Source organism: Aeromonas enteropelogenes, from assembly GCF_020097295.1.
GTDB classification, from domain to species: Bacteria; Pseudomonadota; Gammaproteobacteria; order Enterobacterales; family Aeromonadaceae; genus Aeromonas; species Aeromonas enteropelogenes.
Genome location: NZ_CP083625.1, coordinates 2,188,338 through 2,205,612 on the forward strand (window position 1 = coordinate 2,188,338; position 17,275 = coordinate 2,205,612).

Consider the following 17,275-nt stretch of genomic DNA (forward strand, 5'->3'; position numbering starts at 1 on the left):
CAATGGAGTGACTCATGTCTGCCATCCCCTATTCCGTCCTCGATCTGGTGCCGGTTCCTGAAGGCTCCCAGCCGGCCGAGTCGTTCCACCGCTCGCGCGATCTGGCGCAACATGCCGAGCGCTGGGGTTACCACCGCTACTGGCTGGCCGAGCATCACAACATGCCGGGCATCGCCAGTGCCGCCACTGCGGTGCTGATCGGCCATCTGGCAGGAGCGACCCGCACCCTGAGGATAGGGGCGGGTGGCATCATGCTGCCGAATCACTCGCCGCTGGTGATCGCCGAGCAGTTTGGCACGCTCGCCTCCCTCTATCCGGATCGAATCGATCTGGGCCTTGGGCGCGCACCGGGCACCGATCAGCGCACCATGCAGGCACTGCGCCGCCAGCGCATCGGGGAAGTGGATGATTTTCCGGCAGATGTGCGCGAGCTGATGGACTATTTTGGCGATGAGGCGGGAGCGGTGCAGGCGGTACCTGGCCAGGGACTGCATCTGCCGGTCTGGTTGCTGGGCTCGAGTCTCTACAGTGCCCAGCTGGCGGCGGCCATGGGGTTGCCGTTTGGTTTTGCCTCTCACTTCGCCCCCGCGTTACTGCTGCAGGCGCTGGAGATTTACCGCACCCAGTATCGCCCTTCGGCTCGCTGGCCCAAGCCCTATGCGGTGGTGTGCGTCAACATGATCGCCGCCGACAGCGAGCGGGAGGCCCGTTTCCAGTTCACTACGGTGCAGCAACAGTTCCTGCGCCTCTATCGCGGTGATGCCGGCAAGTTGCCCGCCCCTGTTCAGTCACTGGGTGACACCTGGTCCCCCCGCGAGCTGATGGCCATGGAACAGACCCTGGCCCGCTCCCTGGTAGGGGATCAGGAACAGGTGCGTCATGGTCTCAAGTCGCTGCTGGTGGAAACCCGGGCCGACGAGCTGATGTTCAACGGCCCTATCGTCGATCATCAGGCGCGGTTGCGCTCCTTCGAGATCGCCGCCGAGTTGATGAAGAGTCTGTAAACCAGGCAGTTTGCGGCTGGTGCTTGTCAGCCGCAGGCGACACCTGTTTCCATGGCCTGTAGTTAACATTATGATTTTAAAAGATTGTCAGGTTTATGTCGGCTTGCTGTCGTCTCACCTTGCTCAAAGCTGACCCTATGCTGGCCCCGTCAATTACCACAAGGAGTGCAAGATGATCGTCAGGAAGTTGAGATTGCAGCGGGGCTGGTCACAGGAGCAGTTGGCGACCTTCTCCGGCTTGAGTGTCCGCACCATCCAGCGGATTGAGCAAGGGCAGCAGCCCGGACTGGAATCCCTCAAGGCCCTGGCCGCCGTCTTTGAACTCGATGTGGCTCAACTGGATGGAGTACAGCAACAGGAGCGCGAGATGAAAGGCAGCGAGACGAGGGAACGGGATTGGGGGCAGGTATCGGCCGAGGAGCGGGCGGCGATGAGCTATGTGGAGGATCTCAGAGGCTTCTACTACCACATCGCCAGCTATCTGGTGGTGATCGGCGGGCTGTTTGTCATCAACTACCTGAGCAATCCGGATTATATCTGGGCCTGGTGGGCGGCGCTGGGCTGGGGGCTGGGACTGATCTCTCACGCCATCAACCTGTTCCAGCCCTTCAAGTTGTTCGGCCCGGAGTGGGAGCGGCGCCAGATAGAGAAACGGCTGGGGCGCAAGTTGTAACCCGCCTGACAATAAAAAGCCCGACTATCAGTCGGGCTTTTTCATGCAGCCAGTATGGGCTGCGATCAGCTCGCATGCACCGGGCAGGGGGTAGCGATCAGGGCATCATCCTCGTAGCGCCACAGGGTGAGGCTGTTGCCCCAGACGCAGCCAGTATCCAGCGCCTTGATATCCTGCTTGTCGGTCTTGCCCATCAGGGCTGCCCAGTGGCCGAACACCAGGATGGGATCATCCACATGGTGCTCGCGCTGCTCGAACCAGGGGCGCAGGCCCGGGGTCGATTCGCTGGGACCCTTCTTGCATTTGAAGTCGAGCCGGCCGTCGAAGTAGCAAAAGCGCATCCGGGTGAAGGTGTTGATGATGTAGCGGTAGCGGTCGATCCCGACCAGATCGTCCCGCCAGCAGTCTGGCTGGTCGCCATACATGTTGTGCAGCAGCCAGCTGTACTGGTCACCGCGCAGCAGGCTCTCCACCTCGCGGGCACAGTTGCGGGCGGTGCGGGCATCCCAGGCCGGCGAGATGCCGGCATGCACCATCATGATCGGCAGATCTGGGTGTTCCGCCAGGAGCGGCCGGTGGCGCAGCCACTCCAGCAGTTCGTCCCGATCCGGCGCCTCCATCAGGCTCTGCAACCGGTCTCTTTTCTTGAGCGGTGCGACGCCGTTGGCGACAGCCAGCAGGTGCAGATCGTGGTTGCCGAGCACGGTGACGGCGCGGTTGCCCAGTCCCTTGACGAAGCGCAGGGTGTTGAGGGAGTCGGGGCCGCGGGCGACCAGGTCGCCACAGAGCCAGAGTACGTCATGCGCGGGATCGAACTCGGCCAGATCCAGCAGACGGCGCAAGTCGTCGTAGCAGCCCTGGATATCGCCGACAAAACAGTTCGCCATGAAACCTCAGTTGATAATATTGGGGATGGCCAGCGTGAAGGGGGCGATGGGCGCCTCAAATTGCTGACCAGAGCCATCTTGCAGGGTATAACGTCCTTCCATCACCCCGAGCGGGGTCGCCAGCGGGACGCCGCTCTGGTAGCGGTAGGTCTCCCCTTCGGCGATCACGGGTTGTTCCCCCACCACGCCCGGACCTTCGACTTCCAGCATCTTGCCATTGGCATCCGTAATGAGCCAACGCCGGTGCAGCAATTGCACCGGGCCGGGACCCAGATTCTCGATTTCAATGAGATAGTGAAACTGATATGGGTCTTTGGAGTCCGCCACATAACTGGGGTAGGGGCGGATCACAATGCGCGGGGTGGTCACGGGATCAGGCCTTTGGCTGATCCGCCAGCCAGTTGGCGATCATGACAAATTGCTCCAGGGTGAGGTTCTCGGGGCGCAGGTTGCCATCGATGCCAAGCTCGGTCAGCTGGGCGTCGGTGATGAAGTTGGAGAAGCTGTTGCGAATGGTCTTGCGACGCTGGCCGAAGCCCTCGGTGCAGACGCGATTCAGGCAACGGATATCCTTGGCGACGATGGTCGGGTTCTTGTGCGGCACCAGACGCACCACGGCGGAGTCCACCTTGGGGGCCGGCTTGAAGGCGCCCGGGCCCACTTCCAGCACCGGGATGACCTGGCAGTAGTACTGGGTCATCACGCTCAAACGGCCATAGGCCTTGCTGCCGGGACCGGCGGCCAGACGCAGTACCACTTCCTTTTGCAGCATGAAGTGCATGTCCTCCACCCGATCGGCGAACTCGCACAGGTGGAAGATGAGCGGGGTGGAGATGTTGTAGGGCAGGTTGCCAAAGATGCGCAGCGGCCCCTTGCCTTCTCCCATCAGGGTGCTGAAGTCAAAACGCATGGCGTCGGCTTCGATGACGGTGAGCTTGTCCTTCAGTGTCGGGTGCTCGCGCAGGCGGGCCGCCAGATCCCGGTCCAGCTCGACCACGGTCATCTTGTCCATCTGGGCGGCAACCGGCTCGGTCAGCGCGGCCAGACCCGGGCCGATCTCCACCAGGTTCTGGCCCGGCTGCGGATTGATGGCGGCCACGATCTGGTCGATCACGTAGCGATCGTGCAAGAAGTTCTGACCGAAACGCTTACGGGCCGTGTGGCCCATGTGCACCTTACTGCTCATATCTTTTTTTCTCTACCATCTTGATGGCGTGGTTAATCGCGGTGGTAAGGCTACCGGGATCGGCCAGGCCTTTGCCTGCCAGATCCAGTGCGGTGCCGTGATCCACCGAAGTGCGGATGAAAGGGAGTCCAAGGGTGATATTGACCGAACTGCCGAAGCCCTTGTATTTGAGCACGGGCAGTCCCTGGTCGTGGTACATGGCGAGTACCGCATCCGCATCCTTGAGGTATTTCTCCTGGAACAGGGTGTCGGCCGGCAATGGGCCGACCAGATCGATTCCCTCCTGGCGCAACGTGGCCAGAGCGGGTTCGATCACGTCAATTTCTTCACGACCGAGATGGCCCCCTTCCCCGGCGTGGGGATTGAGGCCGCAGACGTAAATGCGCGGTTTGGCGATGCCAAACTTGGCCTTGAGATCCGCATCCAGGATACGGATCACCTTGCCGAGACGATCCTCGGTGATGGCCTTCGCCACATAGGCCAGGGGGATGTGAGTGGTCGCAAGCGCCACCCGCAGCCCCTCGGTTGCCAGCAGCATCACCACGTCGGCGGTGTTGGATTGCTGGGCGAAGAACTCGGTGTGGCCGCTAAACGATACGCCCGCCTGGTTGATGATCCCCTTGTGCACGGGCCCGGTCACCACGGCGGCAAACTCACCGCTCATATTGCCGTCGCAGGCGCGCTGCAGGGTGGCCAGCACATAGGCACCATTGCCTACGTCGAGCTCTCCGGGCACCACGGTGGCGCCGAGAGAGACGGGGCAGACGGTCAGGGTACCGGCCCGCTGTGGATGCGCGGGCGCGGCGGGATCGTAGGGCTCAAGCTCGATGGGCAGACCCAGCAGGGCGGCGCGTTCATGCAGCAGCGCCGGATCGGCGATCACCACCAGCTGGTGGGGCCAATCCTGCTGGGCTATCTGCAACACAAGATCCGGACCAACCCCGGCCGGTTCACCCGAGGTCACGGCAAGGCGACGACAACGCATCAGCTGCTGGCGCCTTCGATCTGGATGTAAGCCTCATCACGCAGCTCGTCCAGCCACGCCTGGGACTCTTCCACGAAGCGACGGTTGTAGATCAGCTGATAGGCGCGCTGTTCCTGGGCCTTGTCGGTGGCATCCTGGCTGCGACGATCCTCCAGCTGGACAATGTGCCAGCCGTGAGAGCTGCGGAAGGGGGCGCTGATCTGGCCCGGTTGCAGACGGTTGACCATGTCGCGGAACTCTGGCACGTAGACGTTCGGATCAGACCAGCCCAGTTCGCCACCCTGCACCGCAGAGCCCGGGTCTTCGGAGTACTTCTCCGCCATGCTGGCGAAGCTCGCCTTGCCACTCTTGATATCGTGCAAGATGCCGTCCAGCATGCCCTTGGCTTTCTCTTCGCTCAGGATGATGGAGGGTTTGATCAGGATGTGACGGGCTTTCACCTCGGTCTGCATCACCTGCTGCTGACCCTTGGTGTCGAATACCTTGATGATGTGCAGGCCGGCACCAGAGCGCAGCGGACCGACGATGTCGCCCTTGGTCGCGCCCTGAACCGCTTCGGCCATCAGGGTCGGCATCTCCTGCGGGCTCATCCAGCCCCAGTCACCCCCTTCCAGCGCCTTGGGTCCGTTGCTCTCGGCAATGGCCAGCTTGCGGAAATCGGCCCCCTGTTTGAGCGCGGCCAGAATGCTCTCGATCTTGCTCTTGGCGGCATCCAGCTGAGCTGCGGAAGGGTTGTCAGGCAGGGCAATCTGGATATGACCGAGGTGATACTCGTTCTGCTGCTGACCCTGTTTTTTCAGGATGTCGACTACCTGTTTCACCTCCTGCTCGGAGATGTTGATGCGACGGCGCACCTGGTTGCGGCGTACCTCGTTCATCAGGATCTCGCGGCGCACCTCTTCCCGGTACTGGGCATAGCTCATGCCTTCGCGCGCGAGCTGGGCACGCAGCTGATCCAGGGTCATCTTGTTGTCGGCGGCGATCCCCTGGATGGCTTGTTCCAGCTGGGTGTCACTGATCTTGAGCCCCTGGCGCTCCGCCAGTTGCAGTTGCAGGCTCTCCTGGATCAGGCGATCCAGCGCCTGTTTGCGCAGGGTGGCGTCGTCAGGCAGAGACTGGCCGCTCTCCTGGGCGGAGATTTTGACCTTGTTGACCAGGGCATCCTGTTGGCTGGCAAGTACCACGTCCTTGTTGACCACGGCCAGAACCTTGTCCATCAGCTCGGGGGCCGCCATGGCGGCCTGGCTCATGGCGCCGAACATTCCCGCGGTCAGCAGGGCTATCAGGGTCTTTTTCATATCCATCTCTCAAGGCTGGACCAGCATCATTGCTGGTCTTTCAGATTAAACGGGCGAACATAGGGCAACAGTTCGGTATCCATCGTGACGCTGCGGCCACCGGTACCGACACTGCCGAGCCCCTTCATCTCGAACTGCAGACCGATCGATTTCTCCGAAGTGGGTCTCAGGGTGACGTTGTCAGGCTGGTTGTGCCACTCCAGGCTCAGGTTGATGCTCCAGCAGCAGGAGTCGTATTTGACACCGATCTTGCGGTCAATGTTCACATCCTGCTTGATATCGCGATAGTAGCCGCCGTAAACCTGCCACTGATCGGCAATCGGCGCCATCATTACCAGACCTGCCTGGCTAAGGTCCTCTGCCAGGGCGGCGTTGGCCGGGTAGCGGTAATCCCGGTTGCCATCCTGAATAAAGCGGTAGTTGAGCTGGGTAACCAGCTTGTCATGACGGTATTCCACGGCACCATTGCCTGAACTGAACGCTCCCTCCTCGGTATCGTACTGGGCGCCAGCATGGGCGAACCACTGATCCGTGATCCGGGCATCCCCCTCAAAGGAGAGCAGAGAACGGGCGTTGGTGCTCTCGGGATCCGAGGAATAGAGACGAACCTTGGGAGAGGTCAGCTCGAACGCCTGGGCGACGGAGAGACGCAGCCGCTCATCCCCGACGTTGTCATAGATCCGGCTGGTGAGGCCAGCACTAATCCGGTTGGCATCGCTGATCCTGTCAAGACCGGCGTAACGGCGATCGCTGAACAGGCTGTAGTAATCCTGTCGGGTGCTGGTGGAGTCGTAGACTCCTATATCGTCCTGGTTCTCGTAGGGGATGTAGAGATACTGGAACTCGGGTTCCAGAGTCTGGGTTCCCTTGCCGTCAAACCAGTCGACCGAGCGATCGAAGTTGAGGCCACCCTTGAGGCGGAAAGAGGGCAGCAGACGATTGATGGTGCCATCCTTGAGGGTCAGCTTGCCAGTCTCGGCATCGGTGAAGCGAGCGCGATCCGTACCGACCAGGGTGTCTGGTACCTCCTGGTTGTAGGAGGTAAACATCAGCTTGTACTGGCTGGTGAGGTAGTAACCGGGGGCATCCACCAGGGGAACCGTCAGGGTCGGTGCCATGTGCAAACGGGTTGCGGTATAGCGCTCTCCCGACTGATAGCTGCTGGCATTGCCGCTGTCATAACCAAACTTGGTCAGCTCGCTGTTCCAGGCCAGATCGAACCAGTTGCCCTGGCGGTAGTAGTTGTAGTCGATGCGCGGCAGCATCTCGTGCGGCAGCAGCGCATAGGGACTCAGGATCTGGTAGCGGCGCACCTCGGAGGTGAGGTTCCAGTTCTCCTGGTAGTAACCGGCGGTAAAGGATTGCTGCAACTGGTCATCAATCTGGGTGCCCACCTGGGGGCTGAAGTCGTTGAAGTAGTTGTAGTCCCTGTCCCGCACCTTGGTGTAGTCGAGCCCGAAGCGCAGGGAACCGTCCATCAGGCTGGAACCGTGGCGAACGTTCAGCAGATAGCGGTGGCCGTCAGACAAACCGGCCAGGCTGGGGTTGCTCGGGCTGTACTGTTTGTCATCCGCCAGGTTTTCGAAATAGAGGGTGCCGACGTGGGCGGGGTCCGGCATGTAGCGGAACTCCACCTGTTCCATCAGACCGCGCTTGTCCATGAAGCGGGAGGTGATGGTGGCGTCATAATTGGGGGCAATGTTCCAGTAGAAGGGCTGGGTGATCTCCATGCCGTTGCCGGAACTCTGCTTGTAACCCGGATAGAGCAGACCCGTCTTGCGTTCATCCTTGATGGGAAAGTTGATGTACGGGAAATAGAACACCGGATAGTCATAGAGCCAGAGGCTGGCGTTCCAGGCTTCACCGAACACCTCTTTCTGATCGATGTCGATGCTGCCCGCCTTGAGGGTCCACACCTCCTGACCGGGGGGGCAGGTGGTGTACTGGGCGCCCTCCATGGTGATGTTCTGGTTGTTGTTGGTCATGGTGACCCGTTTGGCAAAGCCGCGCACCGGTGAACCATGAACCTGATACTTGCCCTCTTCCAGTTCGGAATTCTTGGTATCCAGGTTGGACTTGAGGGTCTTGTCGCTGGTGACGGTCACCTGACCGTCGTTGTAATAGATGTTGCCGATGGCGATGACATCCCGGCTCTTCTGATCGAGCTGGGCATAGTCGGAGTCAAACTTGCGAACCCCCTGACGCACCTTGACGTCCCCTTCATAGACGGCGGTGCCGCCCTGCTTGGCCTCAAGGCGATCGGCGTCGACCTCGACCGGCAGGGCATTGGCATCTTCCGCCGAAGAGGGCTTTTCGACCTTGGGGACATAGTCATAGCAGAGGCTGTCGAGAATACCGGTCGCAGGCGGCGGATTGAACGGGGCCGCCTGCACCATCATGGAGGTCAGGGCCGGTGCCAGGCTGATAGTCAGGGCGATGGGATAGCGGTATCCCAGTGTCCATTTTGTCATGTGAAAGACTCGTGCAATCCGTGATAGTTACGGTTGATCCAGGGCATGCATTTTACGACAGGTTTCATCGAGTTGACATTGCATGTCATTGCTTTATGTTAGCCGGCAATGATAAAGCATTATTGCGGCCAGGGCTAACAGCCAAGTGCTGCTTTCCACCTTGGTCCTCGACTTATGCACGATCGCGATTCCCTGCTTCTGCAGTGGGCACGCCGACTCTCCGGTGATGCCAGCCTCCATCTTACCCTTATTTCCGGTGATGCCAGTTTCCGCCGCTACTTTCGTGGCGGTGGCCTTATCTGGGTGGATGCCAATCCAAAAACCGAAAAAAATCATGAGTTTGTTCGCAATGCGGCGGCCTTGCGTGCGCGTCAGCTGCTGGCGCCCGAGGTCAAGGCGGTGGACTATGAACTCGGTCTGCTGGCGGTGACCGATCTGGGGGATACCCAGCTTATTGGCTGCCTGAATGCCGACAACGTACTGGCCTGGTATGACAAGGCCATCGGGCTGTTGCCCCGCCTTGGCGTAGTTGAGCTGGATCTGGAGCCCTTTGATGCCGCCTTTATGGCCAGGGAGAACAGCATCTTCCCCGAGTGGCTGCTGGGCCACCACCTTCAACTGACCCTGAGCGCGGCAGAACAACGGCTGCTCGACGATACCTTTGCCTGCCTGACCGCCAGCAACCTGGCCCAGCCGCAGGGAGTGATGCACCGGGATTTTCACAGCCGCAACCTGATGGTGTGTGGCGGCAAGACTCCCGAGAGCAGCGAGCTTGCCATCATCGATTTTCAGGACATGGTCATCGGCCCCCTTGGCTATGACCTGGTCTCCCTGCTCAAGGATTGCTACGTGCGCTGGCCGGACGAGGTGATCGAACAGGGGATGTGCCATGGTTTTGCGACCCTGCAGCAGGCGGGGCTGCTCGGCGATCTCGATTACGCCAGCTTCCGCCGCCATGCGGATCTCACCGGCATGCAGCGTCACCTGAAAGCCGCCGGCATCTTCACCCGACTCTATCATCGGGATGGCAAGTCAGGTTACCTCCAGGATATTCCCCGCACCCTGGGATATGTGGTGGATGTCTGCCAGCTGCACGGGGCCAGCGAGCCCGTGCTCGCCCGTTTTGGCGACTGGTTGCGGCAGGTTGTGCTGCCGGGACTTGCCCGGGTGGCGGAGGCGCAGTCATGAAGGCGATGATCCTGGCGGCAGGACGTGGCGAGCGGATGCGCCCGCTCACCGATACCCTGCCCAAGCCGCTGCTGGTAGTGGGGGGCAAGCCTCTCATCGTGCATCATATCGAAAAGCTTAAAGCTGCGGGGGTGGCCGAATTGGTCATCAACCACGCCTGGCTCGGCCACAAGTTGGTGGAGGCGTTGGGGGATGGCAGCCAGTTCGGGGTGACCATCCACTGGTCAGCAGAGGAGAGTGCGCTGGAGACAGCAGGGGGCATAGTGCAGGCACTGTCGCTGCTGGGCAGCGACCCCTTTCTGGTAATCAACGGGGATACCTGGCTCGATCTGGACTACCGTACCCTGGTGACCCAGTCTCTGGGTGAGGATCTGGCCCATCTCTGGCTGGTGCCCAATCCCCCCCAGCATCCCCAGGGGGATTTTTCCCTGCAAGAGGGGCGGGTGCTGGATATTCCCGGGTTTACCTTCAGTGGCGTCGGGCTCTATCATCCGGCAGCATTCTCCGGCCTGGCGAGCGGTGCGCGCAAGCTGGCTCCCCTGCTGCGGGAGTGGATGGCACAAGGGCGAGTGGGTGGTAGCCTGCTGGCCGGCGAGTGGCGTGATATAGGCACAGTCCCGCGACTGCGCGAGCTGGATGATCAGCTTCTGGCTCGCACTCATTAACATCAAGAGGTCTTGAACCATGCGTATTTGGGGTAAGGTGCTCGGCGCCTTCTTCGGTTTTCTGCTCGGCCACCTGATTGGTGCCCTCATCGGCCTCTGGATTGGCCACCGTTTCGATCGGGGCATGGGATTGCAAAGTGCGTTTCGCCGCGGGCCGACTCAGGAGCAGCAGGCGGTCTTCTTTCATGCCACTTTCGCCGTCATGGGGCACATTGCCAAGTCCAGCGGTCAGGTGACCGAGCAGGAGATCCGGGTGGCCTCCAACCTGATGGATCGGATGCGACTGGCAGGGGAGCAGCGAGCCCGCGCCCAGGAGTCGTTCCGTCAGGGCAAGGAGGCCGGTTTCCCACTGCGCGAGACCCTGGCCGAGTTTCGTCGTGCCAGCCAGGGGCAGCGCGACATTCTGCGCTTCTTTCTGGAAGTACAGCTGCAGGCCGCGTTTGCCGATGGCCGGGTCGAGGATGGGGAACGTGCCATTCTGCACACCATCGCCGACGAGCTGGGCTTCAGCCGTATCGAGCTGGCCCGGATCCTGGCCATGGCCGAAGCGCAGATGAACTTCTTCAATCGCGCCCATGGCCAGTACCAGGGCGGCGGTGCGGGTGGCCAACAGTATCGTCAGGAAGCTCCGTCAGCCGATCGTCTCAAGGATGCTTATCAGCTGCTCGGGGTGAACGAGAGTGACAGCGATCAGGATATCAAGCGTGCCTATCGCAAGGAGATGAGCAAGCACCACCCCGACAAGCTGGCTGCCAAGGGGCTGCCACCCGAGATGATGGAGATGGCCAAGGAGAAGGCCCAGGAGATCCAGCAGGCCTGGGAGTGGATCCGCGAAGCCCGCGGCATTCGATGACCTGTTCTCGCCCATGACAAAAAAGCCCCGCATGATGCGGGGCTTTCTTGTTTATGGCTGGTGCCGTTTATTTGGCCGGGATCTGCTCCAGCACGCGGGTCAGCAGCTGCCAGAAGCGCTCTACCGCGACGATGTGCACCTTCTCGTCCGGGGAGTGGGCGCCGCGGATGGTCGGGCCGAAGGAGACCATGTCCCACTCGGGGTAGGCGCTCTTGAACAGACCGCACTCGAGGCCGGCGTGGATCACCATGATGTTGGGGCGGCTGCCGAACAGCTCCTCATAGGTGCCGCGCACCAGCTCCATCACCGGGGAGTTGACGTTCGGGGCCCAGCCCGGGTAGGCGCCGGTGAACTCGCAGCTGGCGCCGGCCAGGGTGAACAGGGAGCGGGTCATCTGCTCAATCTGGTCGCGGCCCGAGTCGATGAGGGAGCGGATCAGGCACTGGACGTACACTTCCCCGTCCAGGGTCTTGATGACACCGAGGTTGGTGGAGGTCTCGACCACGCCGGTCATGCTGTCACTCATGCGCATCACGCCGTTCGGGCAGGCCATCAGGGCATCCAGCAGGCGATCGCGCAGGGAGGCGCTCATCACCTTGGCGGGGGCGGCAGTCTGGGTCAGCAGGAGGGTCAGGTGCGGTTCGGTGGCGGCCAGCTCGGTCTGGTAGATGCCGGTGAAGCGATCGACCAGGGCCTTGAACTCGGCGACGCTGGCACCCGGCACCACCAGGGTGGCACGGGCCTCACGGGGGATGGCGTTGCGCAGGGTGCCGCCGTGGATCCCGGCGAGCTCCACATTCAGGGCCTGGGCGGCCTTGAGCAGGCGCACCAGCAGCTTGTTGGCGTTGCCGCGACCGCGGTGGATATCACCGCCGGAGTGGCCGCCGACCAGCCCCTTCACCTGCAGCTCGAATGCCTCACCCGCCGGAGCGGCGGTCAGCTCGAGGGGGAAGCGGATGTTGGCGTCGACGCCACCGGCGCAGCCCATGTAGACCTCACCGTCCTCTTCGGAATCGGTGTTGATGAGGATCTCGCCCTCCAGCCAGCCGGCCTCGAGGCCGAAGGCGCCGGTCATGCCGGTCTCTTCGTCGGAGGTGAGCAGCACCTCCAGCGGGCCGTGCTTGAGGCTCTTGTCGGCCAGCACCGCCAGGCAGGCGGCCATGCCGACGCCGTTGTCGGCGCCCAGGGTGGTGCCGCGGGCGGTGACCCATTCACCGTCCACGTAGGCATCGATGGGGTCTTTGGTGAAATCGTGCGGGGTGTCGGCGTTGGCCTGGGGCACCATGTCGAGGTGCGCCTGCAGCACTACCGGCTTGCGGTTTTCCATGCCCGGGGTAGCGGGCTTCTTGATGAAGAGGTTGCCGACCTTGTCCTGCTTCACCGCCAGCCCTTCGGCGCTGGCCCACTCGGTGATCCAGCTGGCGAGCGCCTGCTCGTGCTTGGAGGGGTGGGGGATGGAGCAGATTTTCTCGAAGAAATGCCACACCAGGGTGGGAGAGAGGGAACTCAGTTGTGCCACGTCAGGACTCCTTACCAGCACGGAATAGTGAGAGGCCCCGTCAACGGGCCCGGGAAGTGGATAACGATAATACAGCCAATCGCAGAAAAATGTGAGCAGACAGCGTAAATCTCGGGTCGGTTATGCTGCCGGGGAAGGTTGTGGCAGGCAATGATCAGGTTCGAGGGGGGCTGGCTGGTGGAAAAGAAATTATGTGACGCATCTCACAAAAAAGTTGAATTTATGGCGCCGACTGGTAAATTAGCCTCCGTGGTTCGCCACCCGTCAGGATGACGATGAAAGCCTCCAGGGAACCGAAGCAAAGACAAGTGCGCCTCCATGGAACCGAGTGTTCGTTCAAGGATTTGAGCCCGCATTAAAGGTACGTAACTTGTTAAGCAATCAGGAGTTTAAAGATGCCAGGCAGCAACTCAACCTATTGGTTCGCCCCGTCTCTCTATACCCAGGGTTTCAGCTACCCTAACCCCTTCGTCACCCGTCGCTAAGACGGTCTGTCCGAACAAACGGACAACCCGCCTGTGGCAAACAGGCATGACGAGAAAGCAGCAGGTGTGTGAGGTAAAACCTCCTCCCTGCTATTTTTTTATCTGCTGTTTGGCGTTGTGATGGATTTTGCGTCAACCGGACGGGTAGCCGCTTGGTCGTTTGGCTCTTTATATGAGTCATCTGGGGATAATCTGGACGATCTTTCCTTCATTTGGCATACGTTTGCCAGTCATTTTATCTGCAAACGGTGCTATCATATCGGCCCAACAGCCTGTCCGCGGTTTTGGCACACCATGCAACCGATCGCCGGATATGCCCATCTTGCTTCCACTGCCATAGATCCGCTGCCGAGGCTTAGCCCTGAGGCAGCCAAAGTGCAATCTGAATTCAGTCGAACAAGGGCCGTCATTGCTTGGTTATCGGGGAAGTGTCCCGGTTACCATCATTTTAAGTGATTGTTTTAAATAACTATTCGAGATCGATAACATGCCAAAAAAGTTCTACGTCTCATGGGACAACCTGCAACGTGAAGCGCGCCGTCTGGCCCGCCGTCAACTGCCAGTCAGCCAGTGGAAAGGGATCATCGCGGTCAGCCGTGGCGGCCTGGTGCCCGCGGCCCTGATGGCCCGTGAACTCGGCATTCGCAACGTGGAGACCCTGTGCATCTCCAGTTATGACCATGACAACCAGCGCGAGCTGGTGGTGGTCAAGGCCGCGACCACCGCAGGGGATGGTGAAGGCTGGCTGGTGGTGGACGATCTGGTGGATACCGGTGGCACCGCCAAGGCGATCCGCGAACTCTATCCCCGCGCCAAGTTCATCACCATCTTCGCCAAGCCGATGGGCGAGCCGCTGGTAGATGACTTCGAGGTTGCCATTCCGCAGGATACCTGGATTGAACAACCCTGGGACATGGCGCTGGAGTTCACCACGCCAATCTGCGACGAAAAATAACAGTTTCACAGGGCTCCACTTTGGAGCCCTGTTTTTTTGTCTGTCAATCAGGCCCGGGGTGGCTGTGTGACGACAAATCTGGTTAAGATGAACCATTGCCTGATCATGAATGAGATTTTACCTTGGACTTGAACGACGACCTCAACCTGACCGACCGACTGTTTACCCGCGTCAAGAAGGTATTGGAGACTTCCGAGATATCCAATACCAGTCCGGCGGCGGAAGAGGGCGAGTCAGAGGAGATGTTTATCGATGGCTCCCTGTCAAATCGCTGGTATCGTCTGCTGCGGCGCCCTTCCTGGGCTTGGCAGGGCGCCGATCCGGTCGAAGTGGAGCAGACCCTGGCGCGCATCGCCATGGCGACCGGGGAGCGAACCCATGATTGCTACCTCGATACCATCAAGGGTTATGTGCCGGGCAACTGGATCTATGAGTGGAGCCAGGTGGCCGGCACCTATTTCAAACGGGGACGCGAACTGCGCGAGCAGGGAGATTCGGCGGCTGCGCTGAAGCAACTGCTCAAGGCGGTGCGCTACTACTCCATCGCCAGCTACCCCCACCTCAAGAATGACGAGCTGGCGGATCAAGCCCAGCTTTTAGGCAACATGGCCTATCGCGAGGCGGGCCGGCTGTTCAAGGTGCCGCTCAAAGAGATCCAGGTGCCGTTTCGCGGCAAGCATATTCAGGGCTATCTGCACCTGCCGACTACCGACAAGCCGGTGCCTCTGGTGATCATCAGCGGTGGAATCGACTCCCTGCAGCTTGATTTCCTCGCCTTCTATCTCAAGCGGCTGGAACCCAACGGCATCGGCATGCTCTCGCTGGACATGCCGGGGATCGGCTATGCCGAACATTGGCCGCTGGTGCAGGACACCAGTCGCCTCCATCAGGCGGTGCTGCAGTATCTCTCCGAGGTGGCCTGGGTCGATCACCAGCGCATCGCCATGGTAGGCATGCGCCTTGCAGGGAATATTGCCGCGCGTTTGGCCTTCATCGAGCCTTTCAAGCTGCGTACCGTGGTGTGCGTGGGGGCGGGGGTCAATCAGGTATTCACCAGTCCTGAGCTTTTTGCAAAATGCCCTCGCATGATGCGAGACAGCCTGGCCAACCGGCTGGGAGAGGATGCAGCCCAGTGGGATACCATGCGCACCAAGTGCCAGGTATTTTCACTCAAAACGCAAGGATTGCTGGGGACTCGCACCTCGGTGCCGATATTAAGTATCGGGCACAAGAAAGATTTCATCTGTCCCGAGAGCGATGTCCGGGCATTGGCGGCGGCCAGCCGCAATGGCAAGGCGGTCGTGTTCGACAAGCAACCCTTGCTGGAGGTGTATGACCAGGCAATGGAGGAGATTGTCGAGTGGTTGAAACGACATCTGTGTGTCTGATGTCGCGCTAAAAATCTGATGCCATCACAAGGTGGCGCGGCTTGTTTAACAGGGAGGTTAACATGTCTGAAAGAGTGACCTACAAGCGACTGCTGAGGCAATTCGCTGCCATAGGCCCCTATCTGCGCGAGGATTTGTGTGAAGAGGGGCGTTATCGTTTCGATTGTCTGTCCGTCTGTGTCAGCGCAAAGCCGGCACCGGACAAGCGGGAGTTCTGGGGCTGGTGGCTGGTACTGGAGCAGGATGACCATCACTTCCGTTATCACTATCAGCTCGGTTTCTACGATGCCGACGGGGTGTGGCTCGACAAACCTGTCCCCAAGAAACACCAGGCAGAAGTGGAACGGACCCTCAATCACTTCTACAAGCTCCTGGTGGACAGATTGACCGTGATTGAGTGCCACCTGGCGCCAGCCGAGCAGGTGACCAATGAACTGGCGGTCACCGCCGCCTGATCCCCGATACCCTGCGAGGGACTCATTCCCTCGCAGGGTTATTCTTGTTCTCCCCTTCGCGGATTTTCGCCCCTTCTTCCGACGTTAATTGCCTTGCAGGGCCTGATGGCCGTGGGTATAAAGGGATTCCTTACTTTTTAGCCTTTATGCTCCCATGGAAAACAGAACCATAGTCGTCAAGTTGGGCACCAGCGTGCTCACAGGGGGGTCTTCCCAGCTCAATCGTGCCCATATGGTCGAGCTGGTCAGACAGTGTGCGGCCTTGCACCGTCACGGCCATCGCGTCGTCGTCGTCACCTCGGGGGCTATTGCCGCCGGACGTGAGCACCTGGGGCACCCGCCACTGGCGCCAACCCTGCCCAACAAGCAGATGCTGGCGGCGATAGGCCAGACCCAGCTGATCCGGGTATGGCAGGATCTGTTCAACCTCTACGGTTTGCATATCGGCCAGATGCTGCTGACTCGCGCCGATCTCGAGGATCGCGAACGCTACCTCAATGCCCGCGACACCCTGCGTACTCTGCTCGATCACCGCATCATTCCGGTCATCAACGAGAACGACGCCGTGGCCACCGCCGAGATCAAGGTGGGGGACAACGACAACCTCTCGGCTCGTGCTGCCATCCTGGCCGATGCGGATCTGCTGATCCTGCTTACCGACCAGAAGGGGCTGTTTACCGCCGATCCACGCACCAACCCGGATGCCCAGCTGATCGAGGAGGTGCAGACCATAGACGACACTCTGCGCAAGCTGGCGGGTGGCAGTGTCAGCGGCCTTGGCACCGGCGGCATGGCCACCAAGCTGCAGGCGGCCGACGTGGCCCGCCGTGCCGGTATCGACGTGGTGATCGCCACCGGCCAGGTGCCGGAGGTAGTGGGGCGCCTGGCCAAGGGCGAGCGTATCGGCACCCGTTTCCCGGCCCTGGCTACCCCGCTGGAAGGGCGCAAGAGCTGGATCCTGGCAGGCCCCCCTCCCCACGGCGAAGTGCATGTAGATCAGGGGGCCGTGGCCGCCATGCAGGAGAAAGGCTCCAGTTTGCTGCCCAAGGGGATCGTCGCGGTCAAGGGGGATTTCGTGCGCGGCGACGTGGTGCGTATCCTGGGACCCAAGGGCGCCGAGCTGGCGCGCGGCATCTGCCGTTACAACCATCAGGAGCTCGACAAGCTGCAGGGCGTCCATTCGGACCAGATTGAACAGGTATTGGGTTACGGCTATGGCGCCGTGGCCATTCATCGGGATGATATGGTGCTGCTGTGATCGCA

Annotated in this window: 16 protein-coding genes; 9 read left to right on the plus strand and 7 right to left on the minus strand. The window is 60.7% G+C overall.

The window, feature by feature from the left end:
* Nucleotides 1–14 precede the first annotated feature (14 nt).
* Nucleotides 15–1,004, plus strand: coding sequence for a luciferase-like monooxygenase (locus LA321_RS10310; protein WP_042070115.1), 990 nt, complete (start codon nt 15–17; stop codon nt 1,002–1,004).
* A gap of 172 nt (nt 1,005–1,176) precedes the next feature.
* On the plus strand, nt 1,177–1,677 hold the full coding sequence (locus LA321_RS10315) for a 2TM domain-containing protein (protein ID WP_042028262.1): 501 nt from the start codon (nt 1,177–1,179) through the stop codon (nt 1,675–1,677).
* A 65-nt stretch (nt 1,678–1,742) separates the two neighbouring features.
* Here LA321_RS10315 and LA321_RS10320 read toward each other — a convergent pair whose 3' ends face one another.
* The 6 genes from LA321_RS10320 to lptD are packed head-to-tail and all read right to left on the minus strand — an operon-like array spanning nt 1,743 to nt 8,504.
* Nucleotides 1,743–2,564, minus strand: a complete 822-nt coding sequence (locus tag LA321_RS10320; RefSeq protein WP_042070114.1) for a symmetrical bis(5'-nucleosyl)-tetraphosphatase — start codon at nt 2,562–2,564, stop codon at nt 1,743–1,745.
* Between the two features lie 6 nt (nt 2,565–2,570).
* A complete protein-coding gene (apaG, locus tag LA321_RS10325; RefSeq protein WP_026458356.1) occupies nt 2,571–2,933 on the minus strand; it encodes a Co2+/Mg2+ efflux protein ApaG in 363 nt (120 codons plus the stop codon).
* 4 nt (nt 2,934–2,937) lie between these two features.
* Nucleotides 2,938–3,750: a 16S rRNA (adenine(1518)-N(6)/adenine(1519)-N(6))-dimethyltransferase RsmA gene (rsmA, locus tag LA321_RS10330; protein ID WP_042070113.1), complete on the minus strand. Its 813-nt coding sequence runs from the start codon at nt 3,748–3,750 to the stop codon at nt 2,938–2,940.
* The gene (gene pdxA, locus LA321_RS10335) at nt 3,740–4,735 is read right to left on the minus strand and encodes a 4-hydroxythreonine-4-phosphate dehydrogenase PdxA (protein ID WP_042070112.1); all 996 of its coding nucleotides are present in this window, start codon (nt 4,733–4,735) and stop codon (nt 3,740–3,742) included. Before pdxA ends, rsmA begins: the two co-directional genes overlap by 11 nt.
* On the minus strand, nt 4,735–6,033 hold the full coding sequence (surA, locus tag LA321_RS10340) for a peptidylprolyl isomerase SurA (RefSeq protein ID WP_042070208.1): 1,299 nt from the start codon (nt 6,031–6,033) through the stop codon (nt 4,735–4,737). Before surA ends, pdxA begins: the two co-directional genes overlap by 1 nt.
* Nucleotides 6,034–6,059: 26 nt before the next feature.
* A complete protein-coding gene (gene lptD, locus LA321_RS10345) occupies nt 6,060–8,504 on the minus strand; it encodes an LPS assembly protein LptD (RefSeq protein WP_042070110.1) in 2,445 nt (814 codons plus the stop codon).
* Nucleotides 8,505–8,678: 174 nt separating this feature from the next.
* Between lptD and LA321_RS10350 the strand changes: the two genes are divergently transcribed.
* The 3 genes from LA321_RS10350 to djlA are packed head-to-tail and all read left to right on the plus strand — an operon-like array spanning nt 8,679 to nt 11,210.
* Nucleotides 8,679–9,692 (plus strand): aminoglycoside phosphotransferase family protein, encoded by a 1,014-nt coding sequence (locus LA321_RS10350; protein ID WP_042070108.1) that lies wholly within the window; start codon nt 8,679–8,681, stop codon nt 9,690–9,692.
* The gene (gene murU, locus LA321_RS10355) at nt 9,689–10,357 is read left to right on the plus strand and encodes an N-acetylmuramate alpha-1-phosphate uridylyltransferase MurU (protein WP_042028269.1); all 669 of its coding nucleotides are present in this window, start codon (nt 9,689–9,691) and stop codon (nt 10,355–10,357) included. The genes LA321_RS10350 and murU overlap by 4 nt, the downstream gene beginning before the upstream one ends.
* Nucleotides 10,358–10,376: 19 nt before the next feature.
* Nucleotides 10,377–11,210 carry a co-chaperone DjlA gene (gene djlA / locus LA321_RS10360; protein WP_042028270.1) on the plus strand — a complete coding sequence of 278 codons (834 nt, stop codon included), beginning with the start codon at nt 10,377–10,379 and terminating at the stop codon, nt 11,208–11,210.
* A 67-nt stretch (nt 11,211–11,277) separates the two neighbouring features.
* Here the strand turns inward: djlA and LA321_RS10365 are convergent, their stop codons facing one another.
* Nucleotides 11,278–12,729: an aminoacyl-histidine dipeptidase gene (locus LA321_RS10365; protein WP_042070107.1), complete on the minus strand. Its 1,452-nt coding sequence runs from the start codon at nt 12,727–12,729 to the stop codon at nt 11,278–11,280.
* A gap of 972 nt (nt 12,730–13,701) precedes the next feature.
* Here LA321_RS10365 and gpt point away from each other — a divergent pair.
* The 4 genes from gpt (at nt 13,702) to proB (ending at nt 17,270) form a co-directional block, all read left to right on the plus strand.
* Nucleotides 13,702–14,169 carry a xanthine phosphoribosyltransferase gene (gene gpt, locus LA321_RS10370; RefSeq protein ID WP_026457557.1) on the plus strand — a complete coding sequence of 156 codons (468 nt, stop codon included), beginning with the start codon at nt 13,702–13,704 and terminating at the stop codon, nt 14,167–14,169.
* 122 nt (nt 14,170–14,291) lie between these two features.
* Nucleotides 14,292–15,557 (plus strand): esterase FrsA, encoded by a 1,266-nt coding sequence (frsA, locus tag LA321_RS10375; protein WP_026457558.1) that lies wholly within the window; start codon nt 14,292–14,294, stop codon nt 15,555–15,557.
* Between the two features lie 62 nt (nt 15,558–15,619).
* Complete coding sequence (gene crl, locus LA321_RS10380; protein ID WP_042070105.1) at nt 15,620–16,012, plus strand: sigma factor-binding protein Crl; 393 nt, start codon at nt 15,620–15,622, stop codon at nt 16,010–16,012.
* A 154-nt stretch (nt 16,013–16,166) separates the two neighbouring features.
* Nucleotides 16,167–17,270 carry a glutamate 5-kinase gene (proB, locus tag LA321_RS10385; protein ID WP_042028272.1) on the plus strand — a complete coding sequence of 368 codons (1,104 nt, stop codon included), beginning with the start codon at nt 16,167–16,169 and terminating at the stop codon, nt 17,268–17,270.
* Nucleotides 17,271–17,275 lie beyond the last annotated feature (5 nt).